This is a genomic window from Myroides sp. LJL115 (genome assembly GCF_054871665.1).
In genome coordinates this window covers 15,919-40,657 of record NZ_JBTXLS010000001.1, presented here as the reverse complement: position 1 = coordinate 40,657, position 24,739 = coordinate 15,919, and the positions used below count along the sequence as shown (strand labels likewise).

The 24,739-nt window shown below is 33.2% G+C and carries 21 protein-coding genes and 2 tRNA genes; 13 read left to right on the top strand and 10 right to left on the bottom strand.

Going from position 1 to position 24,739, the window contains the following annotated elements:
- Positions 1–44: 44 nt before the first annotated feature.
- On the top strand, positions 45–524 hold the full coding sequence (locus ACYSNX_RS00200) for a hypothetical protein (protein ID WP_461752671.1): 480 nt from the start codon (positions 45–47) through the stop codon (positions 522–524).
- On the opposite strand, the gene ACYSNX_RS00195 is transcribed toward ACYSNX_RS00200, so the two are convergent.
- A complete protein-coding gene (locus ACYSNX_RS00195) occupies positions 514–1,470 on the bottom strand; it encodes a hypothetical protein (protein ID WP_461752670.1) in 957 nt (318 codons plus the stop codon). The two genes, ACYSNX_RS00200 and ACYSNX_RS00195, sit on opposite strands and share 11 nt — an antisense overlap.
- Positions 1,471–1,530: 60 nt before the next feature.
- On the opposite strand from ACYSNX_RS00195, the gene ruvC reads away from it, so the two are divergent.
- From ruvC to ACYSNX_RS00180, 3 genes are read left to right on the top strand one after another with little or no spacing between them, the layout of a single operon-like run.
- Complete coding sequence (gene ruvC / locus ACYSNX_RS00190; protein WP_461752669.1) at positions 1,531–2,085, top strand: crossover junction endodeoxyribonuclease RuvC; 555 nt, start codon at positions 1,531–1,533, stop codon at positions 2,083–2,085.
- Positions 2,085–3,212 carry a radical SAM family heme chaperone HemW gene (gene hemW / locus ACYSNX_RS00185; protein ID WP_461752668.1) on the top strand — a complete coding sequence of 376 codons (1,128 nt, stop codon included), beginning with the start codon at positions 2,085–2,087 and terminating at the stop codon, positions 3,210–3,212. The genes ruvC and hemW overlap by 1 nt, the downstream gene beginning before the upstream one ends.
- Before the next feature lie 11 nt (positions 3,213–3,223).
- Positions 3,224–3,994 (top strand): cyclase family protein, encoded by a 771-nt coding sequence (locus ACYSNX_RS00180; protein ID WP_461752667.1) that lies wholly within the window; start codon positions 3,224–3,226, stop codon positions 3,992–3,994.
- 47 nt (positions 3,995–4,041) lie between these two features.
- Here ACYSNX_RS00180 and ACYSNX_RS00175 read toward each other — a convergent pair whose 3' ends face one another.
- Positions 4,042–4,623 (bottom strand): MiaE family protein, encoded by a 582-nt coding sequence (locus ACYSNX_RS00175; protein ID WP_461752666.1) that lies wholly within the window; start codon positions 4,621–4,623, stop codon positions 4,042–4,044.
- Positions 4,624–4,710: 87 nt separating this feature from the next.
- Between ACYSNX_RS00175 and ACYSNX_RS00170 the strand changes: the two genes are divergently transcribed.
- Entirely contained in the window at positions 4,711–5,964 is a 1,254-nt protein-coding gene (locus ACYSNX_RS00170; protein ID WP_461752665.1) for a glycosyltransferase, read from the top strand.
- 54 nt (positions 5,965–6,018) lie between these two features.
- Here the strand turns inward: ACYSNX_RS00170 and ACYSNX_RS00165 are convergent, their stop codons facing one another.
- The gene (locus tag ACYSNX_RS00165) at positions 6,019–7,407 is read right to left on the bottom strand and encodes a dipeptidase (protein WP_461752664.1); all 1,389 of its coding nucleotides are present in this window, start codon (positions 7,405–7,407) and stop codon (positions 6,019–6,021) included.
- Positions 7,408–7,544: 137 nt separating this feature from the next.
- Between ACYSNX_RS00165 and ACYSNX_RS00160 the strand changes: the two genes are divergently transcribed.
- The 4 genes from ACYSNX_RS00160 (at position 7,545) to ACYSNX_RS00145 (ending at position 9,908) form a co-directional block, all read left to right on the top strand.
- Positions 7,545–7,626, top strand: a tRNA-Leu gene (locus tag ACYSNX_RS00160).
- A gap of 153 nt (positions 7,627–7,779) precedes the next feature.
- Positions 7,780–7,861, top strand: a tRNA-Leu gene (locus ACYSNX_RS00155).
- Positions 7,862–8,091: 230 nt separating this feature from the next.
- Positions 8,092–8,925, top strand: a complete 834-nt coding sequence (locus ACYSNX_RS00150; protein WP_461752663.1) for a mechanosensitive ion channel family protein — start codon at positions 8,092–8,094, stop codon at positions 8,923–8,925.
- A gap of 191 nt (positions 8,926–9,116) precedes the next feature.
- The gene (locus ACYSNX_RS00145; protein WP_461752776.1) at positions 9,117–9,908 is read left to right on the top strand and encodes a glycoside hydrolase family 25 protein; all 792 of its coding nucleotides are present in this window, start codon (positions 9,117–9,119) and stop codon (positions 9,906–9,908) included.
- Here ACYSNX_RS00145 and ACYSNX_RS00140 read toward each other — a convergent pair whose 3' ends face one another.
- Together ACYSNX_RS00140 and ACYSNX_RS00135 are read right to left on the bottom strand one after the other, a co-directional pair.
- Positions 9,909–11,000, bottom strand: coding sequence for an ABC transporter permease (locus ACYSNX_RS00140; protein WP_461752662.1), 1,092 nt, complete (start codon positions 10,998–11,000; stop codon positions 9,909–9,911). It abuts the gene before it with no gap.
- Positions 11,001–11,008: 8 nt separating this feature from the next.
- The gene (locus ACYSNX_RS00135) at positions 11,009–13,288 is read right to left on the bottom strand and encodes a carboxy terminal-processing peptidase (protein ID WP_461752661.1); all 2,280 of its coding nucleotides are present in this window, start codon (positions 13,286–13,288) and stop codon (positions 11,009–11,011) included.
- A gap of 178 nt (positions 13,289–13,466) precedes the next feature.
- On the opposite strand from ACYSNX_RS00135, the gene surE reads away from it, so the two are divergent.
- The 4 genes from surE to ACYSNX_RS00115 are packed head-to-tail and all read left to right on the top strand — an operon-like array spanning position 13,467 to position 16,301.
- The gene (surE, locus tag ACYSNX_RS00130; RefSeq protein WP_461752660.1) at positions 13,467–14,237 is read left to right on the top strand and encodes a 5'/3'-nucleotidase SurE; all 771 of its coding nucleotides are present in this window, start codon (positions 13,467–13,469) and stop codon (positions 14,235–14,237) included.
- The gene (locus ACYSNX_RS00125; RefSeq protein WP_461752659.1) at positions 14,237–14,515 is read left to right on the top strand and encodes a hypothetical protein; all 279 of its coding nucleotides are present in this window, start codon (positions 14,237–14,239) and stop codon (positions 14,513–14,515) included. The genes surE and ACYSNX_RS00125 overlap by 1 nt, the downstream gene beginning before the upstream one ends.
- Entirely contained in the window at positions 14,516–15,640 is a 1,125-nt protein-coding gene (gene lpxB / locus ACYSNX_RS00120; RefSeq protein WP_461752658.1) for a lipid-A-disaccharide synthase, read from the top strand.
- 10 nt (positions 15,641–15,650) lie between these two features.
- A complete protein-coding gene (locus ACYSNX_RS00115) occupies positions 15,651–16,301 on the top strand; it encodes a C40 family peptidase (RefSeq protein ID WP_461752657.1) in 651 nt (216 codons plus the stop codon).
- Between the two features lie 79 nt (positions 16,302–16,380).
- Here the strand turns inward: ACYSNX_RS00115 and ACYSNX_RS00110 are convergent, their stop codons facing one another.
- Genes ACYSNX_RS00110 through ACYSNX_RS00090 form a run of 5 tightly spaced genes read right to left on the bottom strand, consistent with a single transcriptional unit; the run spans position 16,381 to position 24,571 of the window.
- Positions 16,381–16,833, bottom strand: a complete 453-nt coding sequence (locus tag ACYSNX_RS00110; protein WP_461752656.1) for a thioredoxin family protein — start codon at positions 16,831–16,833, stop codon at positions 16,381–16,383.
- Between the two features lie 23 nt (positions 16,834–16,856).
- Positions 16,857–18,971: a peptide MFS transporter gene (locus ACYSNX_RS00105; RefSeq protein WP_461752655.1), complete on the bottom strand. Its 2,115-nt coding sequence runs from the start codon at positions 18,969–18,971 to the stop codon at positions 16,857–16,859.
- A 36-nt stretch (positions 18,972–19,007) separates the two neighbouring features.
- On the bottom strand, positions 19,008–20,543 hold the full coding sequence (locus ACYSNX_RS00100; protein WP_461752654.1) for a peptide MFS transporter: 1,536 nt from the start codon (positions 20,541–20,543) through the stop codon (positions 19,008–19,010).
- A gap of 34 nt (positions 20,544–20,577) precedes the next feature.
- On the bottom strand, positions 20,578–22,347 hold the full coding sequence (locus ACYSNX_RS00095) for a peptide MFS transporter (protein WP_461752653.1): 1,770 nt from the start codon (positions 22,345–22,347) through the stop codon (positions 20,578–20,580).
- 58 nt (positions 22,348–22,405) lie between these two features.
- On the bottom strand, positions 22,406–24,571 hold the full coding sequence (locus ACYSNX_RS00090; RefSeq protein ID WP_461752775.1) for a S9 family peptidase: 2,166 nt from the start codon (positions 24,569–24,571) through the stop codon (positions 22,406–22,408).
- Between the last annotated feature and the right edge of the window lie 168 nt (positions 24,572–24,739).

The window sequence follows — 24,739 nt, the reverse complement described above, 5'->3', positions numbered from 1 at the left end:
ATTTTTGATGATTAAATATAAGATATTAAACCTTATTAATGTACATGAATAAGTTAATAGTGTTAGTCTTTTTGTCCTTTTTTATAATTGGCTGTGACTTTAACGTCTCCCAGGAAGTAGAAAGGGATAAACTTTTGCACAGTGAATTGACAAAAGTAGATTGGAATAAGGTAGATACTTATCCCAGTACTCCGAGTTGTGATACTATTTCGGATGTTGACAGAAAAAAAGAATGTTTTTATGCTTTTATGACTGCGGAGTTGCAAAATAGATTAAGTCAAGATACCCTAAAGGGAAGCTTCCAAGCTTTAGATACTTTGCATGTTTTAGTTAAAATCAGTTGGGATAATAATATCTCTTTCCAATTATTACCTCTAGTGGATAGTTTAAAAATGCAAAATGTTGCATTAGATAGTCTGGTTAAAATAAAAACTAGAGATTTCCCGTTGATTTATCCTGCAACTAAACAAGGAATAACAGTTAACAGCGAATTTATATTGCCTATTGTCTTAGTTAAGCAATAGAACTAGGTTCTGTTTTAACTTTAAAAGACAGGACAAAAAAGCTACCAATACTTATTGGTAAAACGATATTCAAAATCCATATTAAAGTTGCTACTAATGCTACAATCCACTGGTTTACTCCCAGAGTTGTAAAGATAAACATAGCTATACTTCCTTTTACTGCAAATTCTAAAAACTGGAAATTAGGCAAAGAGGAAGCTAACAGATAAATTGCTGCTACAGCACAGAATAATTCTATGTATGGAAGCTCTACTCCTAATATATAATACAATAAGATATATTGATGTGTAAAGGATAAATAGCGCAATAAAGCTAAAAACATATTTTTTCGATGTGTTTTTTTAGGTATTTTTTGCAGACTACTTATTAGGGTTTGTATAGAATACCCCTTGATAGTGAAATTTCTAATGCTGAAGATAAGCAGTAGTAATACCAGTATGATACCATATAGAGTATAAAGGTAAGAGTTAGGAATTATGGGATGTATATTATTTAATATAGTCAAACCAAATAGACCAAATACAATAGCGTAAATTACCTGTATACCATTACAAACCATATTTAAGAAGATAACTCTAGATGTGTATTTTTTATCAAAATAAAGAGCTTTTCCTGCATATTCCCCAATTCCATTGGGAGTGAATATTCCCAAAGTAAGTGCACTTAAAACTTGGCGAGTTGCCATGCCAAGGCTTACTGGTCGAATCAAAGAGGACAAGTTTTGCCATTTTAGAATTTCTACAAAACGGTTGGAAAAAGTCAATAGAACTACACCTATAAGTGGGATAGTATTTTTCTTTTGTTCTAATACTTCTAATAGAATAGCTAGATCTAGAGTTTTGTCATTAGACAATTGGTTATAGATATAGTAAATAGCGGCTAGGACCACTAATATTTTGATTAGAAGTACTAAGAATTGCTTAGTTTTGTCAGATAGTATTTTCATCCTTGCAAAGAAAGAGAATATTTTTATGCTTATCGTTAAATTGAACAAAAAAATAATAATTTGGCCCACGAGAGAATCATTTTAGGAATCGATCCAGGAACCACTATAATGGGTTTTGGTATAATAAAAGTTGTGAACAAAAAAATGGAATTTGTTCAATTAAATGAGCTTCAATTGCAAAAAGTAACGGATCCTTTTACTAAGCTAAAAAAGATTTTTGAACGTACTATTGAGTTAATTGATACCCATCATCCCGATGAAATCGCCATTGAAGAGCCTTTCTTTGGGGTGAATGTTCAATCTATGTTAAAGCTAGGAAGAGCTCAGGGAGTAGCAATTGCTGCTGGGCTCTCTAGAAGTATTCCTATTACAACCTACGAGCCAAAGAAAATAAAAATGGCCGTTACAGGTAATGGTAATGCCACTAAAGAGCAAGTGGCAAAAATGCTGCAACAGCTTCTTCATTTAAAAGAATTACCAAAGAATTTAGATAGTACCGATGGTCTTGCGGCTGCGGTTTGTCATTTTTTCAATTCTAATAGAGTAGTTGGAAAGACAAGCTACTCAGGTTGGGATGCTTTTGTTAAACAAAATCAAGATAGAATTAAAAAATAATGGCTGGAATTTATATACATATACCATTTTGTAAGCAGGCATGTCATTATTGTGATTTCCATTTTTCAACCTCCTTGAAGAATAACCAAGCTATGCTCGATGCTATTGCTAAGGAAATGCAATTAAGGGCAAGCAGTTTACAAGGTAAAATCATCGACACCATTTATTTTGGGGGTGGTACTCCAAGTATTTTAGAGGTCGAGCAAATAAATACGTTAATTGATAAGGTACATGCTTTATTTGAAGTAAATCCTATCGCGGAGATTACTCTAGAGGCAAATCCAGATGATTTAGATTTAGCTACAATTATAAAATTAGCAGATTCAAAAGTAAACCGATTGAGTATAGGAGTGCAGAGTTTCGATCAAGGGGATTTAGAAATGATGAATAGAGCCCATAATCAAGGACAAGCAATCGAATCTTTAGAGAATGCTAGTAAATATTTTGATAATATTTCAGTAGATTTAATTTATGGTATTCCTGGGCTTAGTAATGATAGGTGGCGTGAAAATATTCAAAGAGTTGTGGATTTAGGGATTAAGCATATTTCGTGCTATGCCTTAACTGTGGAGCCTAGGACTGCTCTAAATAAATTAATTCAAAAGGGAGTAATTCCAATGCCTGAAGAGGATCAAGCTCATGAACACTTTGTGATCTTAATGGATATACTCAAAAAAATGGGTTACCAACACTATGAACTCTCTAATTTTAGTATGCCAGGATATCATTCTAAAAATAATACTGCCTATTGGTTAGGAAAAGTTTATTTGGGATTAGGACCTTCTGCACATAGCTTTGATGGAGAATCAAGGAGCTGGAATATCGCCAACAATAACTTATATATTAAAGGGGTAGAAAGCTCAGAATTACGTTTTGAAAAAGAACATCTTTCACTAGCAGATCGTTATAATGAGTATATTATGACTGGGCTTCGAACCATTTGGGGAGTGGACACTTTAAGAATAGCAGAAGATTATGGTAAGACTTTTCAAGATTATGTTCTTCAAGGTGCTCAAAAGCATATAAATAGTGGTTTAATGCACTTGGAGAACGGAGTTTTAACCATAACAGATCAGGGTAAATTTTTAAGTGATGGACTTGCAAGTGATTTATTTTGGACCAAATAAAAGGTATTACTATGAAAGCAACTATAGAGTATAATGCAACTACGTACAATATTGACTTGTCTTGTGCATTGGATTTGAGTATTGAACTTCAAGGCAACCAAAACAATCCCATTGCTTGGTATTTATCCGAACCAAGTATTTTACCAGTAAAAATAGGGGATTGGGTAGGAGAAGTTAAAAGCGGTAGTTCTTCTACCAATTTTAATACTATAACAGTTAATCCCCATGCTCATGCTACCCATACAGAATGTCTTGGACATATTACCTTAGAAAAGTATTCTATAAATGATCATTTAAAGGATTTCTTTTTTCTTAGTCAATTGGTAAGCGTTTATCCACAATACTTGGAACAGGATCAAGTTATCACATTAGAACAAATTGAATCCCTGTGGGTAGATAAAGGACAAAGTGCTTTCATAATACGTACTCTACCCAATAATAATGATAAAAAAAGCAAAAAATACTCTCATACTAATCCGCCTTATTTATCTTGGGAAGTTGCTGAATTTTTAAAGGAAAAAGGAATTAAACACCTACTGGTAGATCTGCCAAGTGTGGATAAAGAAAAAGATGATGGAGCACTTTTAGCGCATCGCGCATTTTGGAATATTACCCAAATAGATCCATTGAACCGTACTGCTCGCTTAGATGCTACTATTACGGAGTTGATTTACGTAGAAGATAAAATCAAGGATGGCTTTTATTTTTTAAACCTTCAAGTAGCCTCTATTGCTAATGATGCAAGTTTAAGTCGGCCAGTCTTATTTAAGATAGAACAGTAAAAGGGTTTTGCATACAAAAGAGAGTTATCTTTTGTATGCAAAGTATTTTACCCGTGTATTTGCTCTTTGTTACCGTAACTTTGTATAAGGTTACCTTCAAACTCTAACCATTCTTTCCATCTTTTGTCTACATCTACCTTTTCGGTGTATTTTCTAGCAAAATTTAAAAAAGTAGTATAGTGATTAGCCTCAGAAACCATTAGGTCATAATAGAATTTTGCTAACTCAGGATCTTGAATGTTTTGGTGAAGAACTCTAAAACGCTCACAACTTCTTGCTTCAATCATTGCAGCAAACAATAGTCTGTCGATAAATGCATCATTTCGACTTCCATCTTTTTTACAAAACTTATAAAGTTGATTTACATAGTCATCTTTACGCTCTCTTCCTAAAGTATATCCTCTATCCTTGATGATTTGATGTACCATTCTAAAATGTTCCATTTCTTCAATAGCAATATTTGTCATTTCATCTACTAAATCTGGATATTCAGAGTTATAGGTGATAATAGTAATTGCATTGGTTGCTGCTTTTTGTTCACACCAACAATGGTCTGTTAAAATCTCCTCTAAGTTTGATTCAGCGATATTTGCCCATCTTGGGTCGGTCAATAATTTTAATCCTAGCATAATCCGTTTCTTTTATGCAAAAATACTAAATATTATATAGATTAAAAATGAGTGTATTCCATCTATAGAAAGTGTATTTTTGCCTTTATGAATACAGCATTCCAAAATAAAAGAATTGTCATCCTAGCACAAGTGTGGCCAGAGAGTAGATCATCAGCTGCTGGAAAGCGCATGCTTCAACTTATTGAAACTTTTCAGAGTTGGGATATGGAAATTTTTCTAAGCTCAACAGCTAATAAGAGTGAGTTTAGTGATGATTTAAGCCCTTTTAATGTAAAGGAGTTTGAGTTTTGGCTCAACGACTCAAGAACAGACCAGGTCCTAAAAGAATTAGATCCAGATATTGTGTTATTTGATCGCTTTATGGTAGAAGAGCAATTTGGTTGGAAAGCTCAAGAGCAATGCCCAAGAGCAATGACGGTGTTAGATACAGAGGATTTACATTTTTTGCGTTATGCACGAGCTCAAATGTTTAAGGACAATGCAACGGATTTACAATCTTATTTATTTACAGATAGAACTAAAAGAGAATTGGCAAGTATCTTGCGTTGTGATCTTAGCCTACTTATAAGTGATTTCGAATATGATTTACTTATCAACACCTTTGAGGTGAAAAAGAGTCTACTTTTTGTGTTGCCTTTTTTGGAGGCACCTTTGCGAACACAAGAGATGGATAGTTGGTTGACTTATGAACAAAGGCAGAATTTAGTCTTTATTGGCAATTTTATTCATGAGCCTAATTGGCAAACGGTACTATACATAAAAAAACACTTATGGCCTTTATTGAGAAAGCAATTACCAGGTGTTAAGATGCATATTTATGGAGCTTATCCCTCCCAAAAGGTATGGGACTTGCATAATGCTTCCCAAGGATTTTTAGTACACGGTAGAGCCCAAGATGCCTTAGGGGTAATTGCCGAAGCTAGAATCATGTTAGCTCCAATTGTTTTTGGAGCTGGTATCAAAGGAAAGTTTATTGATGCCATTAGAGTAGGAACCCCTTCTATTAGTTCTGAAATTGGAGCAGAATCTATGGGGGATCAAACCATTTGGCCAGGATTTATAGCCAATACTCCAGAGGATTATGTACAAAAGACCCTTGAGTTATATACCAATAAAGAGTTGTGGCTAGAAAAGCAACATAAGGGCAAGGATATAATAGAAAAACTGTATAATAAAACAAAGCATGCTTCTAATCTATACCATTGTTTAGAGAAAATATTTAAAAACTTAGAAAAACATAGACAAGAACATTTCTTAGCACAAGTTTTTAAACACCATAGTGCTTTAAGTTCAAAGTATATGGGATTGTGGATTGAAGCAAAAAACGCTTTAAAGTAACTACATATTAAAAAAGTCGGATTAGTGATCTAATCCGACTTTTACTTTTATAAACTATTTAGCTAATTCTGTGTAGTATTTGTAGAATAATGGAATAGTTTCAATTCCTTTTAAATAATTAAATATTCCAAAATGTTCATTTGGTGAGTGGATTGCATCTGTATCCAAACCAAAGCCCATCATAATACTTTTAGAGCCTAAAACCTCTTCAAATAAAGCAACAATTGGAATACTTCCGCCAGAACGAACAGGAATTGGATCTACTCCAAAAGTATCCTTATATGCTTTTTCAGCTGCTTTATAGCCAATAAAATCAATTGGAGTTACATAACCTTGTCCACCGTGGTGTGGAGTTACTTTAACTTTAACTGATTTTGGAGCTATACTTTCAAAGTGCTTCTTAAATAATTCAGTAATTTCCTCCCATTCTTGGTTTGGTACTAATCGCATAGATATTTTAGCAAATGCTTTACTTGCTATTACTGTTTTAGCACCTTCTCCTATATATCCTCCCCAGATTCCATTTACGTCTAGTGTAGGGCGAATAGAGTTACGTTCATTTGTAGAGTAACCTGCCTCTCCATGTACGTCTAAAATATCTAAATGTTCTTTGTAAGCATCCAAAGAGAATGGTCTTTTTGCCATTTGATCCCTTTCTTTTTGAGAAAGCTCTTCTACTTTATCGTAGAATCCGGGAATAGTAATTTTATTGTTTTCATCATGTAACGATGCAATCATCTTAGTTAAGATGTTGATTGGGTTAGCAACAGCTCCACCGTATAACCCTGAGTGAAGGTCACGGTTTGGTCCTGTTACTTCTACCTCTACGTAACTCAAACCACGTAAACCTGTAGTAATAGAAGGATGCTCATTAGAAATCATTCCAGTATCACTAATTAAAATTACGTCATTTTTAAGTTTCTCTTTGTGGTTTTTAATAAACCAACCTAGACTAACTGAACCTACTTCCTCTTCTCCTTCAATCATAAATTTGACATTACAAGGTAAGGTGTTTGTAGAAATCATATATTCTACAGCTTTAACATGCATAAACATCTGGCCTTTATCATCACAAGCTCCTCTTGCGAATATGGCTCCCTCTGGATGAATAGCTGTTTTTTTAATCACTGGTTCAAATGGGGGAGAGTCCCAAAGTTCAATTGGGTCTGCAGGTTGCACATCATAATGACCATAAACCAATACAGTAGGCAAAGCTGGATCGATTATTTTTTCAGCGTAAACAATAGGATATCCTGGTGTTTCACATATTTCAACGTTATCACATCCGATCTTTTCTAAATTTTCTTTTACAGCTTCTGCTGTATTGAAAACATCCTGTGAATAGGCACTGTCTGCACTTATAGAAGGCATTTTTAATAGTTCAATTAACTCATCTATAAGACGTTGTTTGTTTTCTTGAACAAATTGTTTTGAATCTTTCATTTTTTATAAAGGTAGATTGTTTTTGTAGTTACAAACATAAGCATAAAAAAAAATAAAGTTTTTCTTGCAGATTAAAAAAGTCATTGTATATTTGCAACGTCTTAAAGAAACCAAGACAGGTTTCTTACCAACTGTTCGCGGGTATGGTGAAATTGGTAGACACGCCAGACTTAGGATCTGGTGCCGCAAGGTGTGAAGGTTCGAGTCCTTTTACCCGCACAAAGCCTCTTCTATAACAGAAGGGGCTTTTTTTATTCCTTCTTTTTAAAGGAGAAAAAAAGTTTTTTTAAAATAAATATTGCGCATTAAAAAACTAATAGTATATTTGCAACGTCTTAAAGAAACCAATGACAGGTTTCTTACCAAGTGTTCGCGGGTATGGTGAAATTGGTAGACACGCCAGACTTAGGATCTGGTGCCGCAAGGTGTGAAGGTTCGAGTCCTTTTACCCGCACAAAACCTCTTCTACAACAGAAGAGGTTTTTTTTATCCGTATTTATTCATTACACTACTAATCCCCAAGAAATAATTGATTTTGAATTAGTTATTTTTACCTTAGATAAGATTATTTAATGTAATGCCAATTATATGGTTTTAGAGTATGATTTTTTTTGTAAATTCACACTTAAAATTGAATCGCTTTTTCATTAAAACGAATTATTATAGGGAATTAAATCCATTGCATTGAATTTAAAAGCATTTTTTACTAAACTCTTACATTACGAGTTTTACGCAAGCCAGTCTATGTCCATAACCGTAGGAACTATTTTGTTTATTATAGTAACAGTTATTGTAACGCGTTATGCATTATATTTTTTAAGGAAGGCCATTTTGAAGATGGTTACTCCAGATGTGACTGCTCGTTTAAAGACAGTATTTAACTTTGTTAATTACTTTATTTATTTGATAATGTTTTTTTTCATTCTAAATGCTATTGGAATAAACATTACTTTAATTCTAACTACTTCTGCAGCCTTATTTGTAGGTTTAGGATTGGCATTGCAAGATATTTTTAGAGATTTGATTGCCGGAATTTATATTATTATTGATAAGACTTTAAATGTTGGAGATGTTATTCAAATTAACAATGAGGTAGCTAGAGTAAGGTCCATTAGTTTGCGTTGTACTATTGTAGAGACTAGAAATAGAAAAAACATTGTAATACCTAACCGTAAACTTATAGATGATGTGGTGTATAACTGGACACATATGGATCCAGTTATTCGTGCTAAAATAGAAGTTGGAGTATATATTGGAACAGATCCAGAATTAGTTAAAGCAGTACTTCTTTCTTGCGTGGATAGTAATCCAAAAGTTTTAAAAAATCCAAAAAGCTTAGTGTTTCTTCATGACTTTTCAGAGAGTACAGTGCGCTTTTACCTATATTACTTTATCGATAGAGCTTTTGAAAATGATCGTATAGCTAGTGATATTCGCTATGAAATTGATCGTAAATTTAAACTTAATAATATTCCATTACCTGTTCCTGTTATTCGATTAGATAATCATAAAATGTAGATGGTTTATTTGTTTCATTTTAATTCTACAAAATAATAGGTATCATGTCAAAGTCAGATCCTAAGCAAAAAGACGTTGATTCAGCAATAAAGAAGATACGCAAAGCGCCTAGAAAAACTACTTCCACTACGGTTAAGAAAACAACAAGTAAAAGGCCTAGAAAAAAAGTGGCTCCAAAGAAGACCGCTAGTATGAAACTTTATTTAAATAGAATAAAGTGGATTACTATAATTGTGGGATTATTGGGTATTGGTATTTGGTTCGGAATTCATTTCAAGGAAGGTATTCAATATATATTACAAGATAATTCCAAAGGAGGTGGGCCTAAGAGTCTCTATGATGTAAGGACCGTTGAGGTGCTGTCTAGACATCAAGAGATGATGGTAGGATTCGATGTTTCCCATTACCAAGGAGTAATAGACTGGCAAAGTATTGATTCTATTGCTTCTTTGAAGCCTTTAGAGTTTGTATTCATTCGCGCTACAATGGGAGCTGATGGAGTGGATAAGGCTTTTAAGTTAAATTGGAAAGGGGCAAGGAGCAATCACTTTATTCGAGGTGCATATCATTATTACCGTCCGGATGAAAATTCTTTACAACAAGCCAATAACTTCATTAAAAACGTTAAATTAAGTGAAGGGGATTTACCTCCTGTTTTAGATATAGAGGACTTACCAAAAGAACAAAGTATGGATTCTTTACGCAGTGGTTTACAAAGGTGGATTGCTACTGTAGAGAAACATTATAAAGTGAAACCTATTCTGTATTCTGGTGAACATTATTACACGAAAAATTTAAAAAAATGGTTCCCAGACCATATTTTATGGATCGCTAATTATAATTTTTTTGTAGAGGAAATTAAACCAGATTGGCATTTCTGGCAATTTAGTGAAAAGGGAATAATCCCGGGAATTGATACCAAAGTAGATTTAAATATTTATCAAGGAAATAAGACACAAATGAGAACAATGCTCATTAAGTAATTATTTACTTTTTACATCCAAGGCGTCTCTTAGAGCATTTCCTATCATCATAAAGCTAACTACTACCAAAAACATTGCAAATCCTGGGAATAGGGCTAAATAGGCTTTTCCTACTAGAATGTAATTATAATTTTCTTTAATCATAGCTCCCCAACTAGGGGTAGGTATTTGTGTACCTAGTCCTAAAAAGCTTAGACCACTTTCCATGAGTATTGCTGATGCAAAGTTTGCTGCACATATCACAATAATAGGGCTTAGGGTATTGGGCAAAATATGTTTGGACATAATACGCAAATCACTATAACCAAGAGCTTTTGCCGCAATGACATATTGTTGGCGCTTAATGCTTATTATTTGTCCTCTAATTACACGTGCAACTTCTACCCACATGGTTAATCCAACTGCTATGAAGACTTGCCAAAAACCCTTTCCTAGAGCTAGGGTTATAGCAATTACTAACAAAAGCGTTGGTATTGTCCAGAATATGTTGATAATCCATAAAATAAATGCATCGATTTTTCCTCCATAATAGCCTGCTATGCTTCCTAGGGTAATACCAATTAGTAAAGAAATACTCACTGCAACAAATCCAATGCTTAAAGAAACTCTTGAACCTAAAACCAAACGACTTAAAAAGTCTCTTCCTTGATTATCTGTTCCCAGATAAAAAGTTTTGTCTTTAATTATTTTATTTAAAGGGGTATTAGCAGGCCATAGATCCAGTGAGATAGAATCCATTTCTGTCCTTTGAATTCCGTTGGAGAAGGGTTGGTAGTAGATATTGTTTTTATCTATAAAGAAAGTGTCAATACTAATAGGCGAAACATAATTAGCACGTCCAATAAAATAGTCCTTAACACTAGCATTACTTTGTTGAGGTAATATAATTTGCTTAACACTAAATCCAGGTGATTTGGAGTGTAGAGCTAAATCACCACTATTTGCATTTTTACTCTTATCTGGTATGATAAAAAAAGCACCTAAAGAAAGTATAAATAATAGGATGATTATCCAAAAAGACAAAACGCCCCAAAAATTTGATTTGAATTTTTGGAGCGCTAGTCTGTTATGTGAATTTCTATTTGAAATCATTATTTAGTTTAATGGGTATAATTCAACTGAGCATCTATTTTTTTCATGCTACTTGGAGTCTTTTGAGATTGTAAGTCTTTTAAGATATTAATTCCTTCTTCTACATAAACATCTGATTTTAGCATTTCATGCCATCTATCTCTTTTTAATTTAATTAAGGAATCTTCTTCCACTCTAATCATTTCACTTGGTAGTGAAGCGAAATTAAGAGAGTTTTTATATTCAGAAATAGGTTTGAATTTTTTAGTGATCTCTTCTATTTCTTTTTGTTTTCCTTGGAATTTATCTAAGTTTAGTGAGAAAGTCTTTTCATCTTTTCTTTGATTAATCCATTGTGCATTTTCATCAATTAAATTGAATTGTGCATTTTCCAAGATACGTTTTTTACTCTTATCGATGACAGAAGAGAAGTCGTAATTATAAGGGACATACGCAGCACGCTCGATTTTATCCCAAGGCATTGCATTTTGTAAATCTCTTTCTCCCATATCAATATAAGAATAGCGATCTGGAAGTACAATATCACTTAGAACTCCTTCTTTTTGAGTGGAACCTCCATTAATTCTATAGAACTTTTGTAAGGTTACTTTTAGAGCTCCTAAATCCCCATATGGTTGTTTTTTTAATAGATCATTTAAGTCAATAAGGTTTTGAACTGTTCCTTTACCATAGGTGTGCTTACTTCCAATAACAATCCCTCTGTTATAATCTTGTATTGCAGCAGCAAAAATTTCTGAAGCTGATGCTGAGAAGTTATTCACTAAAACTACTAGTGGACCATCCCAAACAATTTCAGTGCGTTTATCATCTAAAACTTGTTGCTTACCACGAGAGGCTTTTACTTGTACCACTGGCCCTGGTTTGGCAAATAATCCCACCATATCAACAACAGTAGATAAAGAACCACCACCGTTGTTTCTAAGATCCATGATTATTCCGTCAATACCTTGTTCTTTTAATTCTATTATTTCTTTTTGAACATCTGTAAAGGCATTTCTTCTGTCTTTATTTTCAAAATCAATGTAGAATTTAGGTAAGTGTATAATTCCATATTTTTTACCTTTATCTTCAATGATAGAACTCTTAGCATAGGTTTCTTCCATTTCAACTACTTCACGCATAATAGGTACTACTTTAATAGTTCCATCTATTTTTTTAATCGTTAAGTAAACCGTTGTTCCTTTTTTACCTTTAATCTGTTTTACTACATCGTCTAATCTAACTCCAACGATGTCGGTAGGTTCTTCATTTTTATTTTGGGCTACTTTTAAGATAATGTCTCCCACTTCAATTTCTTTACCTTTCCAAGCTGGACCACCAGTAACAAGTTCGTTGATTTCAACACCTTCTGCTTTTTTGCGTAATACAGCTCCAATTCCTTCAAAGTTTCCACTAATGCTTGCATCAAATCGATCTTTGTCTTCTGGTGCGAAATATAAGGTATGTGGGTCATATTGCTCCATAATAGAGTTGATGTATACAGTAAACCAATCTTTTCGCTCCAAATCTTTCATTGCATCAAAGTATTCTGCAAGTGATTTTCCAATAGATTCTCTTGCATCTATTTCTAATTGCTCAAAAGATTTAATTTCTATCGGTTTTGCTTTTAAAGAGTCGTTTTCTACACTAGTATCCTTATCTACAAAAATTGCTTCTTGTTCTGGTGTGCCAGCCTCTATGATTTCTTGTTCTTGCGTAGTATCTAACTCAGCATCTTGTTCTTTTTGTCTTTTTTCCTGTATTTTAAGGTTGTCTGTAATAGTAGATAAAGCATTTAACTTAAGTTGTCTAGCCCATCTTTGCTTTAATTCCTCGCGGTCCTTAGCAAAGGCTAAATTTTCATAATCTGCATCAAATTCTTCATCAATACTAAAATCAAATGGCGTGGCTAAAACTTCTTGGTAAATCTGTTCCGATTCAGCCATTCTTTGTTCGATACGTTTTTGAGTTAAATCAAAAAAAGATAAATCCTTTAATTGAATCATATCATCAATTAAAAGTTCATATACAGCAAATTCGTCTACGTCGGATTGAAGTAGATATCTCTTCATAGGATCGATTGCTTCTAAGTAGGACTTATATACGTTTTGTGAGAATTCATCGTCTATTTTTGCAGGGTCATAATGTGTTTGCTCTAAAAGATAAGTTACTAGCTCTAGTAATAATTGGTCTTTTTCAGGACTATCTTTCGGATCTTTCGGCATAAAACTCCATAGCACTGCCGATACTCCTAAGAGAAGTAATATAACTTTAAAATTCTTTTTCATAAACAGCCAAATAGTATTCATTAAATAGTTTTCATCTAAAGTAATTAAAAAAGCAAAGATATAGATGTAATAGGAGATAATTATTTGTTAAAGGGATATGTTTTTGTTCCACTAGAGGTTAACTTGGCTATAGAAAGCTTTTAAAGTGAATTATGCTAAAGTTATAATTAGTAAATTTGCTTGAGTTAAAAACATAAAAATGAAGAAAAAACCACTAATATTAGTTACAAACGACGATGGAATTACAGCTCCTGGGATGAGAGCACTTATTGAAGTAATGAAAGAGCTTGGAGAAGTTGTTGTTGTAGCACCAGATAAGGCTCAGTCAGGAATGGGACATGCAATGACTTTAAATGATACATTGACTTTGGAAAAAGTAAATATCGATAAGGACATAGAGGTAGAGTACGCTTGTTCTGGGACACCAGTGGATTGTGTAAAGATTGCTTTAAGTCAGATTTTAGATCGCAAACCTGATTTATGTGTTTCAGGGGTTAATCACGGATCTAACTCTTCCATTAATGTTATTTATTCGGGTACGATGAGTGCAGCACTGGAAGCAGGAATGAGTGGAATACCTGCTATTGGTTTCTCTTTATTAGACTTTAATTGGGACGCTGATTTTGATCAAATCAAACCTTTTGTAAAGAATATAACACAAAAAGCACTGGAAAATGGTATTCCTACCGATGTAGTTTTAAACGTAAACTTCCCTAAATTATTAACCCAAGAAATAAAAGGAGTTAAAGTTTGTCGACAAGCTAAGGCTACTTGGAATGAAGAATTTGACAAAAGGGTTTCTCCACATGGAAAGGAATATTACTGGTTAAAGGGAGAGTTTGTGAATTTCGATAAGGGGGAAGATACCGATGAATGGGCTTTACACAATGGATATATCTCTGTTGTTCCTGTACACTTTGATTTAACTGCTTACCATAGTATTAATCGTTTAAATGATTGGGATTTATAATGAAATCAAATATAAATCAACTACTTATAGGTTTTTTTAGTGCTTTACTAGTCACTATTATAGGAAGTGAACTTTATTTAAGGGGTTTCACTCATTTTGACTTTATTTTAGATTTTGAATTTATTGTCAAAGCAAAAATGCTTGGCAAGGTAATTGCAATTGGGTCTATTTGTAATTTATTATTATTTAGTGTTTTTATAAATAAAAAGTTAGATAATTACGCCAATGGCTGTATTTTAGCCGTTATAATTTTAACCATTGTAACCCTAGTATTTTAGATGAGGTATTACATTATAGCAGGAGAGGCTTCTGGAGACTTACACGGCTCGAATTTAATTAAGGCAATCAAGAAAAATGATTCTAGTGCGGTGATCCGTGCCTGGGGAGGTGACTTAATGCAAGATCAAGGTGCTCAATTAGTTAAGCATTATAAGGATTTGGCATTTATGGGTTTTATTGAAGTGATTCAAAACTTAGGTACTATTTTGAAAAATATATCTTTTTGTAAAAAAGATATACTAGAATTCAAACCAGATGTGTTAATATTTATTGATTACCCTGGATTTAATATGCGTATTGCAAAATGGGCAAAGCAATTAGGTATACCTACCCATTACTATATTTCTCCTCAGATTTGGGCGTGGAAAGAAAATAGGATTAAAGCCATTAAAAGAGATGTGGATTATATGTATGTAATCCTACCTTTTGAAAAAGATTTTTACCAAGGTAAACATGACTTTCCAGTTACTTTTGTAGGACACCCACTAATTGATGCTATCGATAATTATAAGATTAATTATAAAGGTGATTTCAGAAAAGAAAACAATTTAGATGATAGGCCTATTATAGCTTTATTACCAGGAAGTAGAAAACAAGAAATTAGTAAATTACTCGAACAAATGTTGGCGGTAGTTGAATTTTATCCTCAGTATCAGTTTGTTATAGCGGGGGCTCCAGGGCAAAATAAAGAATTTTACGATAATTTTATAAAAAAATCAAATATTACAGTTGTCTTTAATCAGACTTATGCTCTACTCAACCAAGCTTACGCAGCCCTTGTAACTAGTGGGACTGCCACACTTGAGACAGCTCTTTTTAGAGTGCCTCAAGTAGTTTTATATAGAGGAAATGAAATTTCTTTTCAGATTGCTAAGCGAATTATTACTTTGAAATTTATATCTTTAGTGAATCTTATCATGGATAAAGAATTAGTTGTGGAATTAATTCAGAAAGATTGTAATCCAAATAGGATAAAAAAAGAGTTAGATAAAATTCTTCAAACACCTTATAGAACTAACTTATTAGCAGAGTATGATCAATTGATTAATAAGTTAGGAGGAAGTGGAGCTAGTGAGGTAACTGCTTTGAAGATAATTGAAAATAGTCCTATTACGGATAAATAAACTTTGATTTATGGCAAATTTAATTGGTTTAGCAGTTAGCTTTCTATGCACTACAGGTTTAGCTATTGGCAGTGTAAATGCAGCAAATGGTAATTTGGAGCAGTTAGATAATTTTAAAATAGAGAAGATAGAATCGTCTTATAATGATCCTAAGAAGGTCACTGTTTTAACCCAAAGTAAAGACCAGGATAAAGAGCTGCAAGAACAATTAGATAACCTTTTAGAGGAGTTTATGGCACAAATGGATCAAAGAGAAGTAGAACTTTCTTTTGTTTCTAGTCAAATTATAAATTCTGCTTTTGATTTCTACGGTGTACGCTACCGTTATGGTGGTACCACAGAAAATGGAATTGACTGCTCTGGATTAGTTTTAAATGCTTTTTCTCAAGCTAGTATAGATTTACCTAGACGTTCTTTAGATATGGCTAAGGTAGGGGAACAGGTTGAAAAGGTAGATGCTCAGAAAGGGGATCTTATTTTCTTTAAGACCAAGGGAAGCCGTATTAATCATGTAGGTATCATTACAGAAGTATCTCAAGACGAAATCAAATTTATTCATTCCTCTACAACAAGAGGCGTAATTGTTTCTTCTACTAAGGAAAATTACTACCATAATAGATTTGTTCAAATCAATCGTGTTTTAGATAAATATAGTATTTAATCCTTTAGGGACTATTTCGAAATAAGATATAAAAAAAGGGCTATCTCATCGAGATAGCCCTTTTTTTATAGGATATATATTATAATTTTGGTGCTAATTCTGTAGGAGTTTTATACCCAACAATAACTTCACTTACATTTAAATCATTTCCTAAAATTACCATAGAAGGGTAACCAGGGATATTTAAAAACTTAGTGAATTCATGCGTAGCATTTCTTCCTTTGCGATTTGCATCATAATTTGGATTAGTGTACTGTTGTCCTTTGTAATTAATTGTCTCTGTACCTTCAGCATCAAATTTTACTGCATTATACTTTGTATTAATTAATTCAACAATAGCAGGGTCACTAAAGGTATTCTTATCTAACATTTTACAAGGTCCACACCATGCTGTATAAGCATCCATGAAAATTGGTTTACCGTTTTTCTTTTGAGCTTCAACTGCTTGGTCAAAAGTCATCCAGTTAATCTCTTGAGCATAGGCTCCTAAAGAAAGAAGAGATACTGCTAAAAATAAAAATATTTTTCTCATAGTATTTAATTTTAAATTACCAATTATTTTACTCCATGCATTAATTTCTTAAGCACAGGATTTAATGCAATTACTAAAATACCTGCAACTATTGGTACTATTGTAAAGATTAAGAAGAAGGTTGAAAGTGAATACTGTTGTGTAATTACTTCAATTTGTCCTCCTAATTTAGCTGCTAAGTTGTTTCCAATTGCGATGGCAAGATACCACATTCCGAACATTAGTGCAATCATTCGGGCAGGAACTAATTTAGAAACATAAGATAGACCAACTGGTGAAGAGAATAATTCTCCTAGAGTATGCAGTAAGTAAGCAAATACTAACCACAGCATAGAAACTCTTGTATCCTCAGTAATACCATGAGATCCATAAGCTAATATACCAAATCCTAAAGCCATAATAATTAGCCCTAAACCGTATTTAACAGCAGCAGGTGGATTGTATTTAGAGTCCCATAATTTAGAAACTAAAGAAGCAAATGCGATGATAAAGAACGAGTTCAAAATAGAGAACCATGAAGCGGTTATTTCTACTTGATTGTCTTTTGTACTTACGATAGTACCTTGAACAATTTCTGGTACTTTATCATACTTAGCATAGTCTTGTGTTAGTTTATGGTGCTGAGAATTATCAATGATGTGATATTTACCTAATTCTTCATACATAATAACAGGTGCTCCCTTGTCTAATAATTGTTCATTAGCAACTATTGCATGATGAGTAACAACTGTTTCTCCTGTTGTAGCGACATAGTTTTCACTAACTGGTTGGTAGTGATAAATTAAGTCTCCGTGCTCACTTTTTTGGTGCTCACCTGATTTGTCCATCACTGGTGATTGGATAGCTCTATAAGATATTTCATAGGTATGAGATGACCAGTCACGGTTAAGCATCCATATAGCAGCTGCCCAAACTCCGATAAAAGTAATAGCAAGAATTACATTGGATAAAAGTGCTTTTTTATAGGTTTGTTTAGCCAATAAAATAAGTACGTAACTTACTATTAACAACGGTACAATAGTCAATAAAAGATTAAAGATATTAAAGGTTGTAGCTAAATTACCAGATAAAATTCTTTGGGTATTATCTCTAGCAAAAATTACTAAAGAAGTTGCTCCTTGCTCAAAACTCATCCAGAAGAAAATAGTAAAGAATGCAAAAATAATTACAGCAATCATTCTATCTCTGACTATTTTAGTGTAACGAATGATTCGTGAAATAATTAAATATAAGAAAATTACAAGGCCAAAGGCAATTCCTACTGTCTTTCCATCAATACCAAAGATAGTATCTGGGAATAATCCGAAACCACCAATAACCCTAAAAGGATCATCAAAGGCATATAAGAACCCAATTATGGTAGTTAATACAATTAAGATGTAATCTGTTGTGGTAAAAGGATTCGGTTTCTCTACCTCTTTTTCAGGTTGAGTACCACCTTGTGTAGTTTGTATTTGTTCTTGTTGCTCTTCTTCTTGTTTTTGTTTACTTGGAATATCTCCAATATTTCCAAAAATTGGTTTTGCTAACCAGAATTGTAATGTTCCTAGTAACATGAAAATACCAGCTAAACCAAATCCATAATGCCAACCAATCTTTTCTCCTAAATATCCACAAAGCATCATTCCAAAGAAAGCACCTGTGTTTACCCCCATGTAGAAAATCGTATAAGCTCCATCTTTCTTTTCTGGGAAAGACTTGTACATTTCCGAAAGGATAGAAGTCATATTGGGTTTAAAGAAACCTGTTCCAGCAACTAGTAGAGCTAGACCTAAATACATGTAAAAAGGAGACTCTAAAGTCATAGAAGCATGACCTAAGGTCATTAATAAGGAACCAATTAAAACGGCCCATCTATAACCTATATATTTATCGGCAATTATACCTCCAAAAATAGGAGTAATATATAGTAGCATTGCATAGGTTGCAAAAATTGAACCTGCATCTACGGTAGACATTTCCCATCCAGGGTTAAGTCCAATAACTGACATTGTTAAGAATTGAATCAAAAGTACTCTCATTCCGTAAAAGGAGAATCTTTCCCACATTTCTGTGAAAAACAATACAAACAGCCCTGAAGGGTGTCCTAGTACTTTTGTGTCAAAAAAATTTGGATTTGCTCCGATGCTTTTTTCCATGTTAATAAGTGTAAGTATTTGAAAACAAGAGGTGAATTACTTCACCTCTTGCATTAATTTTTTAATAAATGGGGAAAGCGCAATTAGGATCACTCCTGCTATTACTGCATATAGCCCTAATTCTTTGTATCCATTGGTAAATGCAATTAAAGCATCATAATTTGGATCTCCTCCAGTTGATTCTACCGCATTTTTACTCATTGCAGCTCCTAAAAGCCCTGCTACATATTGTCCATATGCACTAGCTAAAAACCACATACCCATCATCATTCCTTGTAGATTTGCCGTGGATAATTTTGTCATAATAGACAGTCCAATTGGCGATAAACAAAGCTCTCCTAGAGTAATGATTAATAGGGCTAGTGTAAAGAAATCTAAAGAAGTTATCCCTTGTAGAGTTGCGAAGAATTTTGTTGCAAATAAAGCATAGTAACCAGCTCCTAAAAGTAAGAATCCAAGACCAAATTTTATAATTGTATTTGGTTCAATTCCTTTTTTATGTAAGTAAATCCATAATAGACCTAATACAGGTGCTATGAAAATAATAAAGAATGCTCCACCTGAATTATTTACTCCGTTTGGATCTAAGTGCATACCTAAAAGATTAGCATCTAGGTTTTTTGAAGCGAAAATACTAAGTGATCCTCCTGCTTGCTCATAGATTCCAAAAAACAAAATGGAGAAAACAATAAAGATTAATGCAGCAATGATTTTCTTTCTTTCACTTGGCGTTAGCTTTGTCATTTCATAGAATAAGTAAAGTAGAGCTAAAGGACCTACTATTATCATGAAATAATTGGTGTACTCGGTATTGTCAATCATTAAAACTACCAATGGAATCATTGCAAATGTAGCTATGTAAGTAGCTATTTCTTTCCATAAAGGCATTTTAGTTTCTTTACCATCTTTATCGATTTGCATCGGTTGTAGACCAATAGGACCTAATGATTTTTTAGTTAAAACAAAGTTTATTAAACTAATAATCATTACTAATGCTGCTAAACCAAAGGCAACATTCCACGTTTTATCGGATGGAATATAAGTTTCAAATAAGTGCCCTTTTCCAATTGCGATACATACATATCCACCGATTAGTGCACCAAGGTTAATCCCTGCATAAAACAAAGAGAATCCAGCATCTGTACGGCCATCTCCTTTTTTATATAGCTTACCTACCATTGTAGAAATATTTGGCTTAAAGAAACCTGTTCCAATTACTGTAAAGGCTATTCCAGTAAAGAAAAAAGCTTTCGGATCATAAGCTAAAATTAAACTACCAATAATCATAAGTAGACCTCCCCAGAATAGAGATTTTCTAAAACCTAAAATTTTGTCTGCGAAAATACCTCCTAAGAAGGTAAACGCGTAAACAAATGCTTGGGTGGAACCATACTGTAAATTGGCTTGCTCTTCTGCAAAATCCAGTTGGTAAATCATAAAGAATACCAACATTCCTCTCATACCATAGAAGCAAAAACGCTCCCACATTTCTGAGAAGAATAAACTCCAAATTTGCTTTGGATACTTTCCAGAGAAATTTTGGATTTGTTCTAATGTTTGTGTTTGACTCATTTAAAAGGGTAGTTATTACAAGCAAGGGGTTTGATTATCGAACCCCATGCATTAGTTTTTTTAATAATGGATTTAATAATATAACTAAAACTCCAGCTAAAGCAGGTATTAAAGTGAATAAGAAAAAGAAGTGACTCAAAGAGTAAGACTCTTTAATTACTTCGATTTGACTTCCTAGAATAGCTGCAAATTTCTGTGCAATTGCTAAAGCTAGGTACCACATACCGAACATAAAGGCTAACATTTTTGCTGGAACAAGTTTTGAAACATATGAAAGTCCAACTGGTGAAATAAATAATTCCCCTAATGTATGGAATAGATATGTTAAAACTAAAAATATCATCGACATTTTTACACCTGGACCCATTCCATGAGATCCTAGGCCTAAAATTAAAAATCCAATGGCTACTAAAATAAGTCCGAAACCATATTTAAAAGCTGCAGGTGGATTGTACTTAGAGTCCCATAGTTTAGAAACTGTTGAAGCTAAAGATATAATAAAGAAAGAGTTCAAGATAGAGAACCAAGAAACTGTAATTTGAGAAGTCTCTCTTGAAAACTCATTGTTTAACATCCAAATTGCCAATAACCAAATACCTATAAAACAAATGAAAAGTATTACGTTAGATAAGGCTATTTTTTTCCAAGTGGCTTTGGCAAGTAGGAATAAAACCCAAGAAATAATTAAAAGTGGAATAATAGTCAAGGCTGTATTTACCACATTAAAAATTATTAAGGAATTTCCTTGAAGATCTCTATCAACATAATCTCTAGCTACAAGAACTAAAGAAGTAGCACCTTGTTCAAAACTCATAAAGAAGAACATTACAAAGAATGCCAGTATAATTACGGCAAACATACGGTCTCTAATAATAGAGCCATATCGTAAAATTCTAGAAACTACTAAGTATATAAATGCTACTAAGGCTAAAATACCAACTAAATTTTGCCCTCTTAAAAATGGGGTGTCAAAAGCTTGAAATATATCGATTACTCCATTTTTAGATAAAGGGTCGTTAAAAGCATATAATAATCCAATAATAGAAACAAATGCTATCAAGATATAATCTTTCGCTGTATAAGGGTTTTTCGTTTCTTCTATTTCCTTTAACTCCTGTGGTGTTGGTTTAGTTTGGGTTTGTGTGTTTTCTAATACACCTACATTTCCAAACAAAGGCTTAGCTAACCAGAATTGAATAGTACCTAAAAGCATAAAAATTCCTGCTAGTGTAAATCCATAATGCCAACCTTGCGTTTCTGCAATGTATCCACAAAGCATCATTCCAAAGAAAGCACCAGAGTTTACTCCCATGTAAAAAATGGTATAAGCAGAATCCTTTTTCTCTGGTAAATATCTATACATTTCTCCTAGCATCGAAGGCATGTTTGGCTTAAAAAAACCAGTTCCTAGTACTAGGCAGGCTAGTCCAATGAAGAACATAAATTTAGCATCGAAAGCCATAGCACCATGGCCTATAGTCATAATAATAGCTCCTACTATTACAGCCCATCTTGAACCAATGTATTTGTCAGCAATGATACCTCCAAAAATAGGAGTAAGGTATAAAAGCATTGCATAAGTACCATATAAGGCACCTGCTTGTTCTGCGCTCCATCCCCAACCGGAGAAAGGATCATTGTCAAATAATACTTTTGCTGTTAAAAATTGAATTAATAAGACGCGCATTCCATAGAAGGAAAATCGCTCCCACATTTCTGTGAAGAATAATACGAAAAGACCTGCAGGATGGCCTAGTACTTTTGATTCAAAAAGACTTGCATTGGTAGAAGTTTCTACTGCCATTTTTTAATTAGTTTGTTTTGGGTTATGTAATGTAATTGTTTTGGAGAACAAGGGGGGATTATAAATTATTGACAACGAAATCTGTCATCTTGTTGTATAATTGTAATCTTGTTTTACCTCCATAGATTCCGTGGTCTTTGTCTGGGTAGATTAACCAGTCGAAATCTTTTCCTTCTTGCACTAAAGCCTCAATCATGGACATTGCATTTTGAACGTGAACATTATCATCTGCCGAACCGTGAATTAAAAGGTATCTACCTTTTAAGTTTTCTGCATATGTAACAGGTGAGTTCATATCATATCCTGATGGATTCTCTTGTGGAGTTTTCATATATCTTTCTGTGTAGATAGTGTCATAATATCTCCAGTTAGTTACTGGGGCAACAGCAATAGCTAATTTAAACACATCTGGTGATTGAAGTAAACAGTTAGAAGACATAAAACCTCCATAACTCCAACCCCAAATACCAATTCTACTTGCATCTACATAAGGAAGGTTTCCTAAGTGAATTGCAGCATTTGTTTGATCTTCTACTTCGTATTTACCTAATTCATTTTGAGTAACTTTTTTGAAGTCAGCTCCTCTATAACCTGTACCTCTTGGGTCAACAGTAACTACAATATAACCTTTTTGGGTAAGCATTGCATGCCAGTAATCATTAGAGTCATACCATTTATTTGCAACGTTTTGTGAACCAGGTCCACTATATTGGTACATAAATACAGGGTATTGTTTTGTAGGGTCAAAATCAGCAGGTTTAAACATCCAAGCATTTAATGTTACTCCGTCAGTAGTAGGAATTTCAATGAATTCTTTGACAGGTAAATTATAGGCTTGTAGCTTTTGTTCTAGCTCTTCATTATTTAGAATCTCTTTTACAACTTTAGCTGTTTTACTTTGTTTAAGTGTGTATTTTGGTGCTGAAGTAGTAGAAGAATGTATGTTGATAAATAAATCATATGCAGGACTGAAAATAGCAGAGTTAGTACCTTTTTCAGAAGACAGTTGTTTTTTGTTTTTACCATCTAATCCAATAGAGTAAATATCTCTATAGATAGGCCCATTTTCAACAGATTGGTAGTATACTTTTTTATTCTTCATATCCACTCCATAGTAGTTCGATACTTCCCAATCTCCTTGAGTAATTTGATTGATCAACTTACCGTCTTTATTATAGTAATAAAGGTGATTGTAGCCATCTCTTTCACTTAACCATACAAAATCATTATTGTCTTGGAAAGTGATTGTTTGTATATCTACATATGCTGGATCTGTTTCATTTAGAATTAAGTTTTTATCTAAAGTGTTTCCATCAATGAAAAATACCTTCAAATCATTTTGATGTCTGTTTATGATTTGCGCACTTAGATATTTGTTGTCATTTGTCCATTTTATGCGAGGAATATAGAAGTCGTTAAACTCACTTAAATCTACTGTTTTAGTGTCTTTATCCTTTAGATCATAAATATGTAAAGAAACGATAGAGTTTTGCTCTCCTGCTTTTGGATATTTAAATTTTTGTTGTGTTGGGTATAATGCTTTTCCATAGATATCCATTGAATACTCAGGAACCTGAGATTCATCGAATTTTACATAGGCAATTTTGTCGGAATCTTTGCTCCAATCGAACATTCTTACTATTCCAAACTCTTCTTCATATACCCAATCTGAAATACCATTAATGATATGATTAGACTGACCATCTGTAGTGATTTGAGTGGTTTTATGATCTAGGATATCATAGATATAAAGATTGTTTTTATAAGCATAAGCGATTTTATTTCCATCTTTAGAAAAAGTTGGTTGTAAAATTTGGTGGTCTGCTATTTTTGTGAAAGAATTATCCTTTGGATTAAATAAGTAATAATCTGCTAAGGTAGAGTGTCTGTAAATTGAAGTGGGGTTAGTTCCAATTAAGATTTGTTGCTCTTTGTCATCAAAAATATAAGAAGCAATAGAGCTAATTTGTTGATGATCTTGGGTAGAGAACAACGTTTTAACTTTTTCTAGTGTTTTGAAACTATATAAGTTGATTTCTTGGTTGTCTTTGCCATTACGTTCAAGACGAGTGTAGTTATTCGAGTTTTTCATCGAATTAACAGATTGCATTGCTTTTGAACTAAAAGTTCCATTCCACAATTCTTCTTGTTGGATTTTCTTCTGTGCAAAGGCTATTTGGGTCAAAATAATGCACAATAATAAGGTTAGGTTAGCGTATTTCATGGTTGTCATAATTGAAAAATCTGTCAATTTTAAACAAAAAATATGATTTAGCCCAATTTATTTTTGGTATTAACTAGTAAAAGGATAAAAAGATAGCTATAAGAAGCAATAGTTGCATATAAATGGGACATTAAGTGGTAATTGTGCTTAGATAAGAATTTTTATCTC

What these genes read in the sequence shown, in the direction of transcription:
- ACYSNX_RS00200 (WP_461752671.1), top strand. Translation starts at nt 45, where the DNA reads ATGAATAAGTTAATAGTGTTAGTCTTTTTGTCCTTTTTTATAATTGGC.
- ACYSNX_RS00195 (WP_461752670.1), bottom strand. Translation starts at nt 1,470, where the DNA reads ATGAAAATACTATCTGACAAAACTAAGCAATTCTTAGTACTTCTAATC.
- hemW (WP_461752668.1), top strand. Translation starts at nt 2,085, where the DNA reads ATGGCTGGAATTTATATACATATACCATTTTGTAAGCAGGCATGTCAT.
- ACYSNX_RS00180 (WP_461752667.1), top strand. Translation starts at nt 3,224, where the DNA reads ATGAAAGCAACTATAGAGTATAATGCAACTACGTACAATATTGACTTG.
- ACYSNX_RS00175 (WP_461752666.1), bottom strand. Translation starts at nt 4,623, where the DNA reads ATGCTAGGATTAAAATTATTGACCGACCCAAGATGGGCAAATATCGCT.
- ACYSNX_RS00170 (WP_461752665.1), top strand. Translation starts at nt 4,711, where the DNA reads ATGAATACAGCATTCCAAAATAAAAGAATTGTCATCCTAGCACAAGTG.
- ACYSNX_RS00165 (WP_461752664.1), bottom strand. Translation starts at nt 7,407, where the DNA reads ATGAAAGATTCAAAACAATTTGTTCAAGAAAACAAACAACGTCTTATA.
- ACYSNX_RS00145 (WP_461752776.1), top strand. Translation starts at nt 9,117, where the DNA reads ATGAAACTTTATTTAAATAGAATAAAGTGGATTACTATAATTGTGGGA.
- ACYSNX_RS00140 (WP_461752662.1), bottom strand. Translation starts at nt 11,000, where the DNA reads ATGATTTCAAATAGAAATTCACATAACAGACTAGCGCTCCAAAAATTC.
- ACYSNX_RS00135 (WP_461752661.1), bottom strand. Translation starts at nt 13,288, where the DNA reads ATGAATACTATTTGGCTGTTTATGAAAAAGAATTTTAAAGTTATATTA.
- surE (WP_461752660.1), top strand. Translation starts at nt 13,467, where the DNA reads ATGAAGAAAAAACCACTAATATTAGTTACAAACGACGATGGAATTACA.
- ACYSNX_RS00125 (WP_461752659.1), top strand. Translation starts at nt 14,237, where the DNA reads ATGAAATCAAATATAAATCAACTACTTATAGGTTTTTTTAGTGCTTTA.
- lpxB (WP_461752658.1), top strand. Translation starts at nt 14,516, where the DNA reads ATGAGGTATTACATTATAGCAGGAGAGGCTTCTGGAGACTTACACGGC.
- ACYSNX_RS00115 (WP_461752657.1), top strand. Translation starts at nt 15,651, where the DNA reads ATGGCAAATTTAATTGGTTTAGCAGTTAGCTTTCTATGCACTACAGGT.
- ACYSNX_RS00110 (WP_461752656.1), bottom strand. Translation starts at nt 16,833, where the DNA reads ATGAGAAAAATATTTTTATTTTTAGCAGTATCTCTTCTTTCTTTAGGA.
- ACYSNX_RS00105 (WP_461752655.1), bottom strand. Translation starts at nt 18,971, where the DNA reads ATGGAAAAAAGCATCGGAGCAAATCCAAATTTTTTTGACACAAAAGTA.
- ACYSNX_RS00100 (WP_461752654.1), bottom strand. Translation starts at nt 20,543, where the DNA reads ATGAGTCAAACACAAACATTAGAACAAATCCAAAATTTCTCTGGAAAG.
- ACYSNX_RS00095 (WP_461752653.1), bottom strand. Translation starts at nt 22,347, where the DNA reads ATGGCAGTAGAAACTTCTACCAATGCAAGTCTTTTTGAATCAAAAGTA.
- ACYSNX_RS00090 (WP_461752775.1), bottom strand. Translation starts at nt 24,571, where the DNA reads ATGAAATACGCTAACCTAACCTTATTATTGTGCATTATTTTGACCCAA.